The sequence below is a fragment of the Sunxiuqinia sp. genome, assembly GCF_055140945.1.
In genome coordinates, this window is sequence record NZ_JBSQYS010000033.1 from 25,069 (window position 1) to 44,234 (window position 19,166).

The following is a 19,166-nucleotide window of genomic DNA, read 5'->3' on the forward strand; positions in this document are numbered from 1 at the left end:
AGACAACTGGGTAATTCCGACTAACAATAACAGTCTTTTTGCGAAAGAACATTCTATCGATGAAAAAACTGTTCGTCGAATAAGAATTGATGAGGATTATCAAATAGCTTTAATAACGATAGTGAGGATTTGTGAAGCAAGAAATTTAAAACTTTACGAGTTTTTCAAGATGATAGGGATCTAGGGCTTCTCGTATCTATCCAATCCCACGTGCTCATCAGCCATACTACCTTATTTTCATTCCACTCTATATTCAATTTCAAAAAAAAATAGGTGAAGATTAACTATTTGCTGAATGGAAAACCTCCATTTGGTGGCGCGATAACAAACCGTGCCGTGCAACGATTTCAAGAATACGAGTTAAATTATTCACTTTATTACCGCTCGACCTGGCAGACTCCGTCCGCAAAACCTTCAAAAAAACAGTTTATCAATATTTTTTATTATCGACGAGTTTTTGTTCAGAATTATTGTAACTTTCTGGCACCAAATAATAAACTAACAATGCAAACGACACCTGAATACTCTCCGGAAATGAACAGCACAAAGATTTATGGGATGTTAAGGCACAGCGGAATAAGTGTTTAACCTTTCCGGATTTGGGAAAGGTTAGTTAAGATAATAAAGAAATAAGATACAGATGGATTATACACAAACGTTTGAACGTTTGCGTTCATGCAATGAGACCGAATCGACAAAGACAAAATGATGAAAAACCAACGCACAAATAGCACATTTGTAAGCCCCAACACACAAGCTGATGCTTCAGCTTACAAAAGAGCTATTTTTTTGCCCTCAAACCGATAAACTGAAAATATGTATGTATCAGAAATAAAAATTAAGAATTATAGGAACTTCAAAAATTTAGACATTGAATTCAACCATGGATTAAATGTTGTAATTGGACATAATAATTCAGGTAAAACAAATCTAATTAAGGCTCTTCAACTAGTATTAGATAGAGATTTAAAAGAAAAGCCTTCAATTGATGATTTTTGTAAAACTAATCTTGATTATGCAGAACCACCCTCTATAGAAATATCGGTTTTTATAAAAGAGCGTAATGATGAGCCTGATGATAAAAATGTTGTTTATGACTGGTTAATTAAAGAATATCCAGAATATATAGCGCAACTAACATATATTTTTGAGTTACCAACAAAAAACCATGAAGAATATAAAAACCTAATTGCAGGATGTAGAGATGAAAATGGTTATGACCAAGAGAAATGTCTTAGACTCATTAGTAAGAAATTTTTTCAAAAATATGTTTCTCGAATTTATGGAGGAAATCCCACAAAACAGGAAAAAGCGGATTCTGAAAATCTTGATAGGTTTGACTTTCAATTTCTTAATGCAATTAGAGATGCCGAAAGGCAGATGTTTTATGGGAATAACACATTGCTTAGAGATGTGTTAAATTATTTTCTTGATTATGACCTAACTAAAGGACAAGGATTTGAATACCTAACTGAAGACGAAATTTCGGAATTAAGGAAACGAGAAGAGGATTTTAGTGAAAAGTCAAGGGAATTGCTAGAAATATTAATTAGACGTATAGATAGGGAGAAAATACTTCAATACTCAAGCGAAACAGGTGCAGACAAAGGCGGTGAACCGCAATTTGATGCTGAAATAACAGAGCAGGAACTACTATTTGCATTAAGATTGATAGTTGAAAAAAACGGGTTTAAAATACCGATTAAAAACAATGGATTAGGTTACAATAATTTATTGTTCATAGCTCTAATTCTTGCAAAAATGCAAATGGAATCATCTAATTATATGGGTGATAACGCTAAAGTTTTTCCAATTCTTGCAATAGAAGAACCAGAAGCTCATTTGCATCCTTCAATGCAATCAAAATTCCTCAAATTTCTAAATACAAATGAACAAGCTCGGCAAATCTTTATAACCTCGCATTCTACCCATATTACCTCTGCTATAAATCTTGAGAGCATTGTTTGTTTATATGATAATATAGATGGAAACTTAGCTGTTGGTTACCCAGGCAAAGTGTTTTCTGATTCAAAAGAAGATAATGATTCAAAAATATATGTTCAGAGGTTTTTAGATGCTACGAAATCTAATATGCTTTTTGCTGATAGAATTGTATTTGTAGAAGGATTAGCAGAACAATTATTGATTCCAAGTTTTGCACAATATTTAGGAATTGAAGACTCTCTTGTAAATGAACATGTTGGAATTATAAGCGTAGATAGTAGGACATTCAAGCATTTCCTTAAATTATATGCATATGATAAGTCAGTTAGCCCTTATGCTATAAATAAAAAAGTGGTATGTATAACTGATGCAGACCCCACAATTAGAAAAGGAAACAAATGGGTTTCAGCTTTTCCTTTTGAATTAGATGGCTCAGCAAACAGCAAATCGCTTTCTACACATGTTACAGATTTAAAAGAAAAGTTCGAGGATAAGTATGCTAATATATTTGTATTCCATCCACCAAATGGGACTGGTAAAACATTGGAGTATGAATTATGTAAGGAAAATCCCAAGTCTTCACTGCTCATTACAAATGCTTTTCCTAGTCAAAACAGCGCACATACTCCTGCAAATTATACAGCAATAATCTCAAAATATGAAGACAATTTGAATGTCATAATAGAAGTATATAAAGCAAAACTTGAAATAGATAATTTAAACGAAAATAGAATCTTAGAAAGCATATCGAATTGTACATGGGGAGATGAAACAGAAAAGAAAAAGGCATTAATTGCTGCAATTTACTACAAAATTGTATCTGACGCTAAAGGACAACATGCATTCTATTTTGAAAAAAAATTAAGAGATAATTTCATCAAAGAAGGTGGTGAAAAGCTTGATTTTAATGTACCAACCTATATTGCTGATGCATTAACCGAAATTATAAAGAAAGATGCCTGATATTAATTCGTTGCCACATATATCAACCCTAAGTGATATTGAGACTCACTTTAAAGTCTTCGCTGGCCCTGGTGCAGGTAAGACAAGATGGCTAATTTCTCACTTAGAGCGTGTGCTGTTTGAATCTAACAGATTAAACAAAACAGGCAAAATAGCTTGTATCACATATACAAATGTCGCTGCAGAAGAAATCTTGAATCGATTAAAATGCGACAAAAGTCGATTTGATATATCAACTATTCACAGTTTTCTATATCGTAATATCGTCAAACCATTTTCTTATTTAATTGAAAAGAATGACACTGGCGAACTCTTATTTGAAACATCTAGCTTGGATGGCCATGATGAGCACATAGTTCATGGAGATAGGTTTAGAAGGTGGATAAGGTCAATAGAACAATTAAATGGTAAAAGCTATAATTCATACAATTGGCCTCAAAACAAACCAAAAGTAATTGCTGAATTATCAAGTCTTGATTATGTGTTTGAGAATGGTGAAATAAATTTAATTATTAGGCAAAATCGTGGCGCTAGGATTGCAAAATCAAATGGTGAATTATGGGTTTATAAATCAAAATACTGGAAAGACGGAATAATGCATCACGAAGATGTATTGTATTTTTCTTATCTCATTTTGTCCCGTTCACCAAGGGTTGCAGAATTTATTAGGTCAAAGTTCCCATATATTTTTATTGATGAGTTTCAAGATACAACCGAAATACAAACATGGCTTATTGAAAAGATTACTGAACAACACACAAAAGTAGGAATCGTTGGGGACGTTGCACAATCAATATATAAGTTTACAGGTGCTAAACGAGCTGATTTTATTGATTTTAAACAAGGTGAAATTTCTGAATTTAAATTGAATAATAATCACCGTTCAACTAAACGTATTATTGATTTCCTTAATTTACTTAGACCCGACATCAATCAAGAATATGGTCAGGGGCAACCTGATGGGGTTTCGATTAAAGTATTGGTTGGAAAAATTCAGGATGCAAAAGTTTGGTATGAGGGAAATTTCCCCGATTCACCACTTTATATTCTGACTAGAAAAAACACTACCGTTTCTGAAATAAACAATCAAATAGGTGTAGCTAATACGAACCTCTTAAATGACTTGTATTCGAATGATACAAATCCGCAAAGAGTAAGGTTTATACACTCTTTATTAATGAGCATTAGATTTCATAGAAAAGGTCATTTAAAAAATGCTTTAAATGAAATTTATAAGTCTTTACGGAGAGCAAGTGGTACTTCCGTTTTAAAACTAAGCCTAAGAAGGCTTGCGATTAAAATAATCGACTCATTACAAAGTGATATAAATAGAACTAAAACCATTGCAGAATTTTATTTAGAATTAAGAACTGAAGTGTTAGCTGAATATGGTTTTAGTATTGGGAGTAATTTAAGCCGAGGGAATGCCAAAACATTTTATGAAAATCATAGCCTAAATGAAATTCTTCCTTATGTAAAAGTAGACACTAAATCCGATGACCAAGTAAGAACAATCCACAGTGCAAAAGGAACTGAATTTGAAAACACTCTTGTTCATTTCGAAACCATAAATGAATTTAGGAACTATATACTTGATGGGCAGAATCACATTGACGATATAGAGGATGATTGTCGGATTTACTATGTTGGTTGTAGTAGGGCAATGAATAGGCTGCTCATTAGTATTCCTGAGATTAATCAAGATGACAAAGATAAATTAGATGTTATTAATGTAGAATATGAAACAGCCTAATGCTATTCCCCTGCTCCCCCGGCCTGCCCCTTGTCTTAGCGTAGCGGTGAGGAGGGGCGAGCTGCTAGCCGTTTGCAACGGCGATCGTTAAAGTATGCTGAAAGCATACGACCCGGCTCATCGGGATATGCACTAAAGCAGGCAGTTAGCGGCTGGTGCGGATATGTCATCCGCACCTTAATAATGCCGGATTTTCAATCCGCATGGGAGAGGGAACGTTCATTGATTTAATATGGAGGTGGTTTGCACGCCTCGTTTCAAACACCCGCTCGGGTCGGCATACCGCAGCGGGTTGTTCAAACAATACCTGCGCCGGAATGACGACAAACGCTGGCGCAGAGCGTGACCCGGGGGGGTGACCTCTTTTTGTCTTTGCGTTTAAAAAAACAAATAGTAACCGGCTTTTCACCAACCACAAATCATTTCAATTTTATTTTTAAATTTAACTGCAGTTTACCTGAACAATGGATAATACGCTGGAACGTTAGCGTGCATTTAAAATGACAGTGTAATGAATAAAAAGCTGATAATATGGTTATTGATAATTGGAGGCGTAATTGCACTGGTTTTGGGGACAAAATGGATTGATCGTTTTTTCGAAATTGACTCTTGTCTTGATAGAGGTGGTCGATGGAATTATGAACTGAATGAATGTGAAGAATATTATCAAATTAATAATGACAGTCTTTCTGACTTTTATTGGAAATCAGACTATGACACAATAAACAATAAAGAGTTTTTAATAAAAGGAAGATTAATTGACTCGTTAGGGAAATCACCAAATAAACTAATTGAGGTTTTGAATAAAAGGAATGTACAGCCTAAAATTGAATATCTTGATATACAATCGGACACAATTAAGATTCAGATTGTTAATGACGAATTCTTGACAGAACAAATGGGCACAACAGGAGCATATTGCTATCTCGGAGAAACAGTATTCACATTGACAGAAAATGACTTAATCATATTTGTTAAAATAGAAATGGATTTTGGTTCGCACGCAAGTCCTGGAATTTATACAAGAATGGATTTTAAAGACTTAATTAAATAGCCCCGCTCTTCCGGGTATGCACAAAGCAGGCGTGCGGCTGGCCGGAATTTGCAATTCCGGACTCTTAACTGGTGAGAATGTCTGAACAGGATTTAGAAGATTATAAGATGGATGGACAAGGTTACGCTAAGAAATGTTCCTTGCGAAAAGTAACGTTCCATTTCAGTTATCGCAAATTGTGCGACAAGTGCATCTGATGGTAAACCGGCCTACCCCTTGAGCGAAGCGGAAACGAGGGGTGAGCTGGCAGCCGTTTGCAACGACACTTTTGAAACTTGCTGCAAGCTTCCGGCCTGGCACAGCTCACAAAAAAGCATGATTTCACTGCATTTTTAAAAATCGGTTGGCTTTCCGGGGGTTTTCCATAGCGGCGACGGGGCTCCGTCCAACTATGTTTTATCCATTATTCCAATTTGCTTTTTCCCAACCACAACTCATTCAAATTTAATTTTTAAATTTAACAGCATTTTACCTGAACAATGGATAAAATACTAGAACGTTAGCAATAAGCGAAGAAAATTTCACACGACAAAAAAAGCACTATAACGACCAAGAAATAGCAACCCAGAAATAATTAAAACTTTAGACGAAATCATTACTAAAAGCGACAAGTATTACTTAATAGATATATTATATTTGTATATTATTAACTTAAATATTAGAATATTATGGGATTAAAACCAGGACCAAAACCAAAAGCAGAGTCAACTGGAAAACTTGACCAAAGACGTCGTGACAATAAAAACACGCCAGGGAATACAAGTAAGTTGAAACCTTCAAAAAATTCTAGCACGAAGAAGTGATTGTGCTCGTCATTAAGATATCCAAAGGTTATTAACCTTTGAATAAATGAAGGAATGAAATCTATCCAAAAGGGACTAATGTCCCTTTTGGTTTAAGCGGCAAATAAGCATTCGTATAGGAAGCATAGAACGACGCATAAAATGCTAAGCAGATAATCAAAATCCCCGGCTCATCGGAATATGCACCAAGGCAGGCGGTTTGAGGCTGGACTGGATATGCCATCCGCACCTTATTAACGCCGGATTTTCAATCCGAATGGGAGAGGGAACGTTCATTGATTTAATATGGAGTCGGTTGCACGCTTATGCGGGATATCCCTGCAGCCTAATGCGGGATGGTACTGTAGCCTAATGATGAACGGTTCATTAGCCTAATGGTGAAGACCTCATTACCCGGGTAGTGAACGCTTCGTTACCTTCGTAATGAAGACCTCGTTACCCTCGTAATGAATGACTCATTACCCAGGCGTGTCGGAATTTGATTGGCAAGCTTTCGTAATCACAAATCATTTCAATTTTATTTCTAAATTTAACAGCAGTTTATCTGAACAGTGGATAAAATACTAGAACGTTGTAACCAATATGAAAAAAGACACATCCTATATCGACAAATTGATTGAACAAATTGAAGACATTGAACCAATTGTTGACGAGATGCTAGATAATTCTTCAATTTATTTTCATGATCCTAATGCTTCAAATAATGGTTACTACATTTTAGGAGCAGAAGTAAATCATTGGGAAAAAAGAGATGAGAAAAATCAAATTAAAGCAAAGGACAAATATTTAAAATTCTATCAAAATTTTGAACTATTATTAGATAAAGCCAATCCACAGACTTTAAAGAATATTAAAAAATCAAATATTCAAATATTGAATCTCATTCAACAAATCAAAGCTCCAAGTTCGATTGAAGGAGGAAAAAAAAGATTCAGAAACGAAACAACAATTTTAAAAAACTATTTGAATTTGTTTGTAGAGCAAAACAAAAGGACTATAATAGTTCCAGACACTAATTCATTAATTCAGTTCCCTGAACCAAGTACTTACAGAGCTATATCAATTTCAAATGATTTTGATTTCGTAGTACTACCAACTGTCCTTTCTGAACTTGACAAATTAAAAATTACACATAGAAATGAAGACTTTCGAAAAAAAGTAATTTCAGTAATTAAAAGATTAAAAGGATATCGTAAACAAGGTGATGTTTTAGAAGGTGTAACTGTTGACAAAACTATTACAGTCAAAATGATAGCAACTGAGCCTAACTTTAATAAGACTTTAAGTTGGCTTGATTCTACTAATAATGATGATAGGATTATTGCAAATGCTCTTGAACTTCAAATTTCTAGACCAAGTGATAATGTAATATTTGTTTCGTCAGATATAAATTTCCAAAACAAAGCACAACTTGCAAACATAACCGTTTTTGACACAGATGATTTATGAAAAATAAAATACTGGTTATAATCGAGTAGACTGCCCCTGCTGCCGCGCGGTGTGCTGTGAGAAAAGGTTACTCTTTTCGTAACTGCAAATAAGATGGTGGAACTCTGCAACGGCGGGGCGACCCACCGGAGTCGGCTTACAGGAGCGGGCTCCAAACTACTGTTTTAATGCATTGTAAGTGATTGCAGTGTGTGAAGCGAAAACAGAAAAGGCCAGAATATTACTGGTCAGGTATGGATAAAAGAGATGAGCGAAAGCGAACCTTCCGATGAGGCATCGAGAAAGCGGTACATACTGTCAAAATCGAGACTTCGCGCGGTCTTAGAGATAAGTAAAGCGGTTACCGGCTCATCGGGATATGCACTAAAGCAGGCAGTTAGCGGCTGGTGTGGGCAGGGCATGTGCACCGTTTTATCGATAATTTGCATTTCCCTCATTGCTACCGATAGTTAGTCGATCCTTAAAAACAAAATAAATCACTGGTTATCAACAGGTAGTGTGAATAAAATCCGTGATTTTAAGGTGTTTAATTGCAAGGTTATTAGTAAATTAGGGAAAAACCTTGCAGAAATTATGAAAGGAAAATTGCCTAATCAGGATCAAAGAAATTTATTCCGCTCCATACTCAAAGACATCATTAATCCTAAGCACGAACTGGCAATATTAGCACATCGTATTGATTGGCAATATTTTGAAGAAAGCTTCAGCCCACTCTACTCTCATACAGGGCAGCCTGGGGTGCCTATACGAACGATGGTCGGCTTACTGTTGTTAAAAAGGATCTACAACTTAGGAGATGAAACGGTCATGGCGCAATGGGTTCAGAACCCTTACTTCCAATACTTTTGTGGCGAAGCAGAGTTTCAGTGGGAAGCGCCGTGTGATCCATCCGACATGGTTCATTTCCGCAAACGCATTGGAGAAGAAGGAGCAGAAAAAATATTAGAGGCTTCCATTCAAACTAGAAGGGACGAGATTAGAAGCACCAATGATGTGCTGATTGACACAACCGCTCAAGAGAAAAATATCACCTACCCAACTGATGCAAAACTTCTGATAAAAGTAATTAAACGATGTAATAAGATTGCTAAAGCAGAAGGCGTAGAACAGCGTCAGAGCTACAAAAGCACTATGAAAAAACTCTTATTAAAGCAACGCTTTGCACATCATCCAAAACGGAAAAAAGAAGCGGCTGCTGCTTTACGCAAACTACGAACTATTGCAGGACGGTTGGTTCGGGAGTTGGAACGAAAGCTGGATCAGGATGCTTTGGAACAATATGAAGAGGTCTTGCAAAACTGCAACAAGATTGTCACTCAAAGGAAAAATGACAGTAATAAAATTTACAGCTTACACGAACCAGAAACAGCATGCATTGCAAAAGGCAAAGCTCACAAGAAATTTGAATTTGGCTCAAAAGTTTCTTTTGCAGTTGTACCAAAGATCAACATCATCGTTGGAATCAAAAATTTTAATGGAAACCCTAATGATACATCAACACTTGAACCAGCTCTGGAAAACATTGAAAAGGTCTGCAAAATAAAATTTAAGAATGCGATCGTGGATCGAGGATACAAAGGTAAAAAGATGGTTCGTGATACAATTATTGTCACACCAAGGCCACCTTCTTCGAGGCAGCCTTATACCAACAATACAATGCGTAAGAAGTGTAAATCAAGGGCTACAGTTGAACCCGTTATTGGGCACACAAAATATGGAAACCGAATGATCAAAAATTATCTGAAAGGAATTGCTGGTAATTCCATTAATGCCAACCTGGCCGCCGCAGGCTTCAACTTCAAAGGATTACTTCGGAAAATCAAAGAAGAAGTTCTTTGGCTTAAAATTTTACTGGAAATAATCATTAGAGAAAAACAATTATCTCCAGTAAATATTAGTTCATAAGGATTAACTAGTTATCGTGTCCTGTTACTGGTAGTTAGCGTATCCCGCCGTCGGTAGTTTCCGTGTCTTATCTTAGGTTGTTTCCGTGTCTGGTTGTGGGTAGTTATCATGTCCTGTTGTTGGTAGTTACCGCATGGCGATTCCGGCCTGCCCGCCAACACGTTCGTGTTAATAACTTTACTAAGGATTATCCGTGTAAATGGAAAATGATTTAGTATTTTTGGACAGATTAAGTCCAAATTAATTGAATCTAAACAGATGCTGTCAATAGGAGAACAAATAAGAAAGCTGCGAGAAGACCAAGGATTGCCTTTGCGAAAAGTTGCGGCTGAACTGGACATTGACCAATCCATCTTAAGCAAGATAGAACGCGGTGAACGGAAAGCTTCAAAAGAGCAGATCATTCGGATTGCCAAGATTTTCAAAGTGGACGAGAAAGAGTTGCTTATCAATTATCTGAGCGACCGGGTGCTGCACGACCTGAAAGATGAAGATTTAGCAACTGACGTACTAAAAGTGGCGGAAAAGAAAATTAAATACATGACCAAAAACCAAAATGGGAAATAGAAATTCCATACAACCCCTGGAACAAGAATTGCCGAGCCATTTTGCTGATCGCTTAGGCGTGGCCTACGCTTCTTCGGTTAGCCAACAGCATAAGAAAGAAAATGGCCAATTTTTTACTCCTGTTGAAATTGCCTCCTTAATGGCCTCTTATTCTGAGTTTGAAGAAAATTCTGTCCGCATTCTTGACCCGGGTTGTGGTTCCGCGATTTTATCATGTACTTTGGTTGAGCAGCTTGTTAGCTCGGACAAGAAACTGAGAACCGTTGAGTTGGTTGCTTATGAAACGGACACTGAACTCATTCCTGTTTCAGAACAATCTCTCAGCTATTTGGAAAAATGGGGGGCGGAAAAAGGAATAGAGATTAAAACCAAACTTTACACAGAAGATTTCATTCTTCACAATGCAGACTGTTTTAAAGAAACAGGCAATTTATTTTCCAAACCGGTTGAGCCATTTGATATTGTTATTTCTAATCCACCCTACTTTAAACTTTCCATTGACGACAAACGAGCAATAGCGGCTAAAGTTGTGGTGAATGGGCACCCTAACATTTATGCCATCTTTATGGCATTGTCAGCAACATTACTCAAGGAAAATGGAGAACTCATTTTCATTACGCCACGCAGCTATGCAGCAGGTGGGTATTTCAAAATCTTCCGGGAATATTTCTTCAAGCATATCGATTTAGATAAGGTCCATCTGTTTATTTCCCGAAAAGACACGTTTAGCAGGGATAAAGTATTGCAGGAAACGGTTATCATTAAGGGAACCAAAAGACCCAAGCCTGAGTCACAAGTAACCATTTCTTCTTCAGGCGGGCTGAAAGACTTAAAAACCCCGTTGGTGAAGATTTTCCCGAAAAAAGACATTATAGATCTGGATTCAAATGAGAAAATCCTCTATCTGCCAACAACCGACTATGACGAAGCGGTATTGGAAATTTTCAAAAACTGGACAGGCAATTTAGCCAAATACAATATCAAGATTTCAACCGGTCCTGTAGTGGCTTTTAGGGCAAGGGATTACCTAAGAGATAGTTTTGAAAACGGGACGGTGCAATTAGCTCCACTTTTCTGGTTACACAATGTGAAACAGATGATATTGGAATGGCCAATAGTTAAGCCCAAAAAAGAGCAATACATAAACATTGAGGAAAAGTCCGTGCCACTCCTTATTCCCAACAAAAATTACGTCCTATTGAGACGTTTCAGTAGCAAGGATGACAAAAACCGATTGATTGCAGCCCCTTACTTCTGCAACTTTATTAAATCGGATTATGTGGGAGTTGAAAACAAGGTGAATTATATCTATCGTCCTAAAGGACACCTTGAAAGAAATGAAGTTGTGGGGCTTTGTGCATTACTTAACAGCAGCTTATTTGATGTGTATTTCAGGATCTTTAATGGCAATGTTAATGTGAGTGCCACAGAGTTAAGAGAGATGTCATTACCTCCACAGGATACCATCCGGGAAATCGGCGATACAATTATCTTGTCCAACGATTTTTCAGCTGAGAATACAAACCGGATTGTAACTGAATATTTTGAACCAGCTTACAGTATATGAATAAAATTGAAGAAGCAAAACAGATTTTGGAAGCAATGGGACTTCCGAAAAGACAGCAAAACGACCGTTCTGCATTAACACTACTTGCCTTGTGCAACCTGAAAGAAAAAGACAAATGGAGCACGGCCAAGTCAGTCAGTATGTCTGTGGTTGGCAATAAAGAAAATGCCAAATACGAAGGTGTCATGCGCTTTATTGCTGAGCATTACAACAAACCGTATGCTGAAAACTCACGGGAAACATTTCGCAGGCAAACGCTTCATCAATTTGTCCACGCTGGAATTGTAAACCACAATCCGGAAAACCCCGGGTTGCCAACCAACAGTAAAGACAACCATTATCGTTTATCACCGGAAGCACTTAAGGTCATTAAATCGTTTAACACCAGAAACTGGAATAAAGAGATCAAGTACTTCAAAGAAAATGTAGGCTTGTTGAGAGACAAATACAACAAGAAAAGGGAATTGCAAAAAATTCCATTGAAGTTGAAAGACGGTACAGAACTGACATTTTCTCCAGGCAAGCACAATGAAGTTCAGATTGCCATCATTGAAGAATTTTCTCCACGCTTTGCTCCCGGCAGTGACTTATTATATGTCGGAGATACTGCCAAGAAAGACCTTTACATGGATAAAAACGGTTTGGAAAAGCTGGGGATACCGATTGACGAACATAGTAAGTTGCCAGATGTAGTCCTTTACGACAAAAAGAAAAAATGGTTGTTTCTGATAGAAGCGGTCACTTCACATGGCCCGGTTTCACCGAAACGGATTGTGGAAATGGAAAAGATGTTGAAGAACTGCCAAGCAGGTAAAATCTATGTAACAGCATTCCCTGATTTTAAAGAATTCAAAAAACACACTTCTGATCTTGCCTGGGAAACTGAAGTTTGGGTGGTCGGTTTCCCGGATCACATGATCCACTTTAATGGAGATAAATTTATTGGGCCGAGATAGGGGGTCATTAGTTTAATATGGAGCCAGTTGAAAGCTTGATTTGGTAAAGTCCACAACCCGCTCCTCAGTATCTGTCGAAAGCAGTTTGAGTATAGGATGAGTATAGGATGAGTGTAGGATCAGTATAGGATCAAGCCTTGGTTTTTTGGGGAATTGTTCCGGCCCGGTAATTTCGTTCGTACGCAAATAATCCTGTTCATCCAACCCATCCTGCAAATCCTGGTTCAGACTTTTTTTCTGGTGTTTGGAGGTTATAATGATGTCTCCCTGTTCGGCGCCACGACTTTGGCCGATATGGTATTCTCTCCTCTATGGTAAATTTTGCAGCTTGAGGTATGGCGATACCAGCCAACAGATTCCGGCCTGCGCCGGAATGACGCTAAACAGAGGTGCGCAACATAACCTGCTCAATAATAGGGATACACCATGGTGAAAAAAGAGGTTCTGCATTGTTTGATTTGTTCATAAATTAAAACTGTATCTTCGTAAGTGTGAACTGAAAAATATTGAAATGGCGATTGAAAAATTTGAATATCAAGATTTATTAAATGAGTTGGTTGTTCTGATTGAAAAAACCAAAACACAGGTAATTTCTCATGTAAATAGCTCATTGACTGTATTGTTTTGGCATGTAGGAAACCGAATCTTAACTGATAATTTACAAAACAAAAGAGCAGAATATGGAAAACAAATTGTCGTTACTGTGTCACGAGAATTAGTTGAAAGATTCGGAAAAAATTATGAAGAAAAGAATTTGCGGCGAATGATCCAATTTGCTGAAAAATATCCGGACATTGAGAATGTCGTTACGCTGTCACGACATTTGTCATGGTCGCATTTTCTTGCACTGATTCCGCTGAAAGAGCAGGGAGCAAGAGACTTTTATGGAAATCTTGCTTATGGAAGTTTAATCGGTGTAAGAGAATTGAGAAAGCAAATCGAACAAAAAGTTCATGAAAGAACAGAAAATGCCAACATCCAAATTTATGACAGTAATAAAATCGAAAAAGGAATTTTTAAAGACCCATATTTTCTCGACTTTTTGGAGTTAAAAGATGGATATCTGGAAGATGATTTGGAGGCTGCAATTCTGAAAGAACTCGAATTATTCATTTTAGAATTAGGTAATGGATTTACATTCGTGGAAAGACAAAAACGGATGATAATTGACGGAGACGACTTCAATCTGGATTTGTTGTTTTATCATCGGAAATTAAAAAGGTTAGTAGCAATTGAACTTAAAATTGACAAATTCAAAGCCAAACACAAAGGTCAAATGGAATTGTATTTAAAATGGCTGGATAAATATGAAAAACAAGAAGGTGAAAAATCACCAATTGGACTAATTCTCTGCGCCATTGCAAGCAAAGAACAAATAGAACTTCTCGAAATGCATAAAGATGGGATTATGGTTGCTGAATATTGGACAGAACTACCTCCGAAGAAAATTTTGGAAGAAAAACTTCATCAAACATTAATTGAAGCACGAGAAAGAATTGCGAGAAAACAATTAAGAGAATAAAACCACAGTGTATAATAAATAGGCTATGAGCTGCGTGCAGCGCCCCGCGATTATTCCCCCTGCTCATCGGAATATGCACCAAATCAGGCAGTTTGCGGCCGGACCGGATATGCCATCTGGCCCTTATTAACGCCGGATTTTCAATCCGAATGGAAGAGGGAGGTTCATTGGTTGAATAGGGAGTGAGCCGGTTGAAAGCCTAATGAGGAGGCCGGTCACAAAGCTTACTCAAAGAATGAGGTGATGGATGTGGCGGCAGAACCAGAGGGGAGGTATGGGAAAGATGCCTAAATATCGTACTTTTGCAAAAAAATTATCAATGAAATGCCAATTCCTAATTCGATCTATCTATACAGAATCATTCATATCGATAATCTTCGGTATATCCTTCGCCATGGGTTAATTACGTCACCCACGTCAGTAGTGGCTGACCCGGATTATGTTGGGATTGGTGATAGTTCATTAAAGCGAGAACGTAGGGAAAGGACTATTCCTATTGAACCCTTTGGTACTTTCAGTAACTATGTTGCGTTTTATTTTGGGATGAGATCCCCAATGCTCTATGAAATATGCCGGGGATACAATGAAGTGCAAAGAAGGAAGCAGGAGGAAATTATCTATCTTGTATCATCCTATGAAAAAATAGAAGAATTGGGCCTACCTTACGTTTATTTTGATGGGCACGGATACCATCGCTTTTCCCAAGCCTTTAATACCAGGGAGGGGCTTGAAAATATCGATTGGGAAGTTGTGAAAGCATCCCAATGGTTTGATACGGAAAATGATCCGGATAGAAAGCGAAGAAAGCAGGCAGAATTTTTGATTCATGGAGATGTTCCTGTTGAAGCAATAATCGGTATTGGAACGTATAATAAGTCGGCTGAACTAAAAGTGCAACAATTTTTAGAAGAAGAGAGAGTTGCCATAAAGACAGTAGTAATTTCCAAATGGTTTTATTAAATTCAAAGCATGATATCATTTAAAGTTGGAAACATATTAGAATCGAATTCTGAAGCTCTCATCAATACAGTGAATACAATAGGAGTGATGGGCAAAGGAATCGCATTAGGATTTAAGAAAACTTTTCCCGTCGTATTCGAGGAATATATGAAATCTGTAAAAGACAAATCTATCGATATCGGAAAGGTTCAACTCGTCAGTACAGGAACGATAAGACCTAAATATGTCATTAATTTCCCAACGAAGAAGCATTGGAGACATCCATCTAAAATTGAATACATACAAGATGGAATGATGTCTTTGGTCAAGGTCATAAAAGAGAATGACATAAAATCTGTTTCTGTACCTCCTTTGGGCTGTGGAAACGGAAAACTGAATTGGTCAGATGTTAAGCCAATCATGCTAAAATATTTAAATGAAATTGCCAATGATGTTGATATTGTGATCTACGAGCCAGGTTATTCAGATCAGAAAATGATACAAAAGGATCATGTATCGTTGACTCCTCCAAGAGCAATGCTTTTGCACCTCCTACAAGAATATCAGGTTCTGGGATACACTATTAATTTGTTGGTTGTTCAAAAATTAGCCTATTTCCTGCAACGGTTAGGAGAACCTTTGAATTTGGATTTTGAAAAAGGATTTTATGGCCCTTACGCTCATCGTTTGCTTCATCTGTTGAAACATCTCAACGGATATTATGTTTGGTTCAAGGAAGAAGAGAACAAACCGGGATCATTAGTCTCTATCGATAAAAAACACTATCCCAACGTTGAAAATTTTTACAAAGAAAAGCTCAGCGATGAACAAAAACAAAGAGTTGAGAAAGTGCTGAAGTTAATTGAAGGCTTCGAATCTCCTTACGGTCTAGAACTTTTAGCGACCGTTGATTTTGTTGTTCAAAAGACGGGTACGACAGAATATGAAAAGATCAAAGAAGAAATTCATCATTGGACGACACGAAAAAAGAACTTGATGAAGCCTGTGCATATAAAAATTGCCACCGAACAGGTATTAACAATCCAGTAATGTAAGCATTCGGTAAGACCCTGCTCCCCCTCGTTTGAGCGAAGCGGAAACGAGGGGGAAGCTGTCGTCGTATACAACGACAATCGTTAAACGATGCTGTAAGCATTCTACCCGCTCGCGCCGATCTGTGATCGGTGTGCAATTCGGTAGAATTGAAATTTTCGGACAACAAGTACAACGAAATAGGCGAGCCGGTTGGGATATGTCGAAGGCTGGCGGCGGCTGGCCGGTTATTTGCAATTCCGGCCTCTTAACTGGGGAATAATGTCTGAACAGGATTTAAAAGATTGAAAGATGGACAAGATTACACTACAAAATGAGGATGAGATGAATGCATTACCCCACCACTGCGGTTAGACTAATGGGTATAAATAGGGCAACAGCTCATTTAAACCAATACAGCACAGAGCTGCCAAAGATTTTTGTGAAATATTTTACTGGTTAAACATGGCAAATTCAGAAATACTACTCTATCAAACCGAAGACGGACAAACCAAGATTGATGTTCGGCTGGAAGATGAAACCGTTTGGCTTTCGCAAGCGCAAATGGGCGAATTGTTTCAGAAAGAACGTTCGGTAATTACAAAACATATAAATAACATTTTTATTGAAGGCGAACTGGACGAAGAATTGGTATGTGCAAATTTTGCACACACCACCCAACATGGCGCCATTAAAGGAAAAACACAAACACAAAATGTAAAGCTTTATAACCTGGATGTTATTATTTCGGTTGGTTACCGGGTAAAAAGTCATCAGGGAACAAAATTCCGACAATGGGCAACAGCACGTTTAAAGGAATACATTGTGAAAGGTTTTACAATGAACGATGATCTGCTAAAACAAGCAGGTGGCGGGAATTATTTCGATGAACTACTGGCGCGTATCAGGGATATTCGTTCGTCTGAAAAGGTGTTTTGGCGCAAAGTTTTAGATATTTATGCAACCAGTATCGATTACGACCCATCGCTGGAAATGTCAATGGTATTTTTTAAAACCGTTCAAAATAAAATGCACTGGGCAGCGCACGGACAAACTGCTGCTGAGGTAATTTACCAAAGAGTTGATTCGACGGTGCCCAATCTTGGTCTTAGTAGTTTTAAAGGTACTAAACCGACAAAACAGGAAGCGGAAATTGCAAAGAATTATCTTTCGGAACAAGAATTGGATATCTTAAACCGGATTGTTACAGCATATCTTGAAATAGCGGAAATTCAAGCACTCAACCAAACCCCAATGTACATGAAAGACTGGATTGAGCAATTGGATAGTTTTCTGCAATTAACAAGAAAAGATGTTTTGAACCACGCCGGAACAATAAGCCATAAGCAAGCTTTACAGAAAGCACATTCGGAATATGAGAAATATAAAGCGCTTAAACAAAATGAATTGTCGGAAGTGGAAAAACATTTTTTGGAGCAAATAACTGATACCACAAAAAAACTGAAAAGCAAGAAAAAAAAGTAATATGAACCCTCCTGCTTTCCCGGCCTACCCCGCTCTTCCGGGTATGCTCAAAGCTGGCGGCGGCTGGACGGAATTTGCAAGTCCGGCCTCTTAACCGGGAATAATGTCTGAACAGGATTTAAAAGATTGAAAGATGGACAAGATTACGTTGCGAAATGAGGGTGAATTGAATGCATTAACCCACTGGTTTTGCTAATAGGTATAAACACTAGTGGGCATTAAAAATTAATAAACGTTCTTTGAAATTCTTTGTTAATCGTACTTGTGGCGATTTTTGATAGCGTGACGATTTGAATTGAATTATGGATATTTTGCGTGTAAACAAGCAATTATCCATGAACCAAGGCAAATATATCTTCGCTCAACTTACAGATTTCATCCCCAGACGGGTGTTTGACAGAATTGTCAGCAAACACAATGGAAATAAGTATGTAAGGTCATTCACCTGTTGGAATCAAATGCTATGTATGGTATTTGGGCAGCTTACTTCAAGAGACAGTATGAGAGATTTGCTTCTCACCCTGGAAGCTTTTATGTGATCGATAAAGCTTACATCGATTTTAAGAGACTGTATCATCTTCACCAGCACCGAGCTTTCTTTGTTACACGGGCAAAAGATAATATGCGATTTAACCGGATGTATTCCAATTCGGTTGACAAAACAACTGGCGTGAAATATGATCAAATCGGCAAGTTAGAATCTTACTACCCAAGCAGGGCCTATTCGGAAAAGCTTCGGCGAATCAAGTACTATGATTGTGAAACGGATAAGGAGCTAATTTTCCTTACCAACAACATGGACCTTGATCCTACTGAAGTCGCTTATCTGTATAAAAAACGATGGGAAGTAGAGCTCTTTTTCAAGTGGATGAAACAACATCTTAAGATAAAATCCTTTTGGGGAACGACTCTTAATGCTGTAAAAATCCAGATGTACTGTGCGATCATCGCATACTGTCTTGTTGCCATAATTGGTAACAGATTGAAAGTTGACCGCTCAATCTACGAAATTCTACAAATCCTTAGCATATCTCTACTCGACAAAACTCCTGTAAGAGAGGTGCTTACAAAATGCGATTACAAAAATGTCAAAGAACAAAAAAATAAACAATTAACAATCAGCGGGTTTTAAGTGCCCGCTAATGAGGTATAAAATAGGACAACAGCCCATTTAAAACAACACAACACAGAGCTACGAAAGATTTTTGTGAAATATTTTACTGGTTA

The 19,166-nt window shown here is 37.4% G+C and carries 16 protein-coding genes; all 16 read left to right on the forward strand.

Annotation, left to right across the window (positions count from 1 at the left end):
* Positions 1-273: 273 nt before the first annotated feature.
* The 16 genes from ACTB00_RS14630 (at position 274) to ACTB00_RS14705 (ending at position 19,071) form a co-directional block, all read left to right on the forward strand.
* Positions 274-588, forward strand: coding sequence for a hypothetical protein (locus ACTB00_RS14630; RefSeq protein ID WP_463300662.1), 315 nt, complete (start codon positions 274-276; stop codon positions 586-588).
* 228 nt (positions 589-816) lie between these two features.
* Positions 817-2,907, forward strand: a complete 2,091-nt coding sequence (locus ACTB00_RS14635; protein ID WP_463300663.1) for an ATP-dependent nuclease — start codon at positions 817-819, stop codon at positions 2,905-2,907.
* Positions 2,900-4,660, forward strand: a complete 1,761-nt coding sequence (locus ACTB00_RS14640; RefSeq protein ID WP_463300664.1) for a UvrD-helicase domain-containing protein — start codon at positions 2,900-2,902, stop codon at positions 4,658-4,660. Before ACTB00_RS14635 ends, ACTB00_RS14640 begins: the two co-directional genes overlap by 8 nt.
* Positions 4,661-5,171: 511 nt before the next feature.
* Entirely contained in the window at positions 5,172-5,714 is a 543-nt protein-coding gene (locus ACTB00_RS14645) for a hypothetical protein (protein WP_463300665.1), read from the forward strand.
* Between the two features lie 1,385 nt (positions 5,715-7,099).
* Positions 7,100-7,966: a PIN domain-containing protein gene (locus ACTB00_RS14650; protein WP_463300666.1), complete on the forward strand. Its 867-nt coding sequence runs from the start codon at positions 7,100-7,102 to the stop codon at positions 7,964-7,966.
* A gap of 246 nt (positions 7,967-8,212) precedes the next feature.
* Positions 8,213-8,419 carry a hypothetical protein gene (locus tag ACTB00_RS14655; protein ID WP_463300667.1) on the forward strand — a complete coding sequence of 69 codons (207 nt, stop codon included), beginning with the start codon at positions 8,213-8,215 and terminating at the stop codon, positions 8,417-8,419.
* Positions 8,420-8,464: 45 nt separating this feature from the next.
* Positions 8,465-9,871 carry an IS5 family transposase gene (locus ACTB00_RS14660; protein ID WP_463300668.1) on the forward strand — a complete coding sequence of 469 codons (1,407 nt, stop codon included), beginning with the start codon at positions 8,465-8,467 and terminating at the stop codon, positions 9,869-9,871.
* A gap of 258 nt (positions 9,872-10,129) precedes the next feature.
* A complete protein-coding gene (locus ACTB00_RS14665) occupies positions 10,130-10,438 on the forward strand; it encodes a helix-turn-helix domain-containing protein (protein ID WP_463300669.1) in 309 nt (102 codons plus the stop codon).
* Positions 10,428-12,005, forward strand: coding sequence for an Eco57I restriction-modification methylase domain-containing protein (locus tag ACTB00_RS14670; RefSeq protein WP_463300670.1), 1,578 nt, complete (start codon positions 10,428-10,430; stop codon positions 12,003-12,005). The genes ACTB00_RS14665 and ACTB00_RS14670 overlap by 11 nt, the downstream gene beginning before the upstream one ends.
* A complete protein-coding gene (locus ACTB00_RS14675) occupies positions 12,002-12,961 on the forward strand; it encodes a BsuBI/PstI family type II restriction endonuclease (protein WP_463300671.1) in 960 nt (319 codons plus the stop codon). Before ACTB00_RS14670 ends, ACTB00_RS14675 begins: the two co-directional genes overlap by 4 nt.
* A gap of 511 nt (positions 12,962-13,472) precedes the next feature.
* Complete coding sequence (locus ACTB00_RS14680) at positions 13,473-14,483, forward strand: PDDEXK nuclease domain-containing protein (protein WP_463300672.1); 1,011 nt, start codon at positions 13,473-13,475, stop codon at positions 14,481-14,483.
* Between the two features lie 324 nt (positions 14,484-14,807).
* Positions 14,808-15,443 carry a type II toxin-antitoxin system toxin DNA ADP-ribosyl transferase DarT gene (gene darT, locus ACTB00_RS14685; protein ID WP_463300673.1) on the forward strand — a complete coding sequence of 212 codons (636 nt, stop codon included), beginning with the start codon at positions 14,808-14,810 and terminating at the stop codon, positions 15,441-15,443.
* 9 nt (positions 15,444-15,452) lie between these two features.
* Positions 15,453-16,472, forward strand: a complete 1,020-nt coding sequence (darG, locus tag ACTB00_RS14690) for a type II toxin-antitoxin system antitoxin DNA ADP-ribosyl glycohydrolase DarG (protein ID WP_463300674.1) — start codon at positions 15,453-15,455, stop codon at positions 16,470-16,472.
* Between the two features lie 447 nt (positions 16,473-16,919).
* Positions 16,920-17,939: a virulence RhuM family protein gene (locus ACTB00_RS14695; RefSeq protein WP_463300675.1), complete on the forward strand. Its 1,020-nt coding sequence runs from the start codon at positions 16,920-16,922 to the stop codon at positions 17,937-17,939.
* Between the two features lie 335 nt (positions 17,940-18,274).
* The gene (locus tag ACTB00_RS14700; RefSeq protein WP_463300687.1) at positions 18,275-18,478 is read left to right on the forward strand and encodes a DUF4372 domain-containing protein; all 204 of its coding nucleotides are present in this window, start codon (positions 18,275-18,277) and stop codon (positions 18,476-18,478) included.
* On the forward strand, positions 18,403-19,071 hold the full coding sequence (locus ACTB00_RS14705; RefSeq protein ID WP_463300676.1) for an IS4 family transposase: 669 nt from the start codon (positions 18,403-18,405) through the stop codon (positions 19,069-19,071). Before ACTB00_RS14700 ends, ACTB00_RS14705 begins: the two co-directional genes overlap by 76 nt.
* The last annotated feature ends 95 nt before the right edge of the window (positions 19,072-19,166 follow it).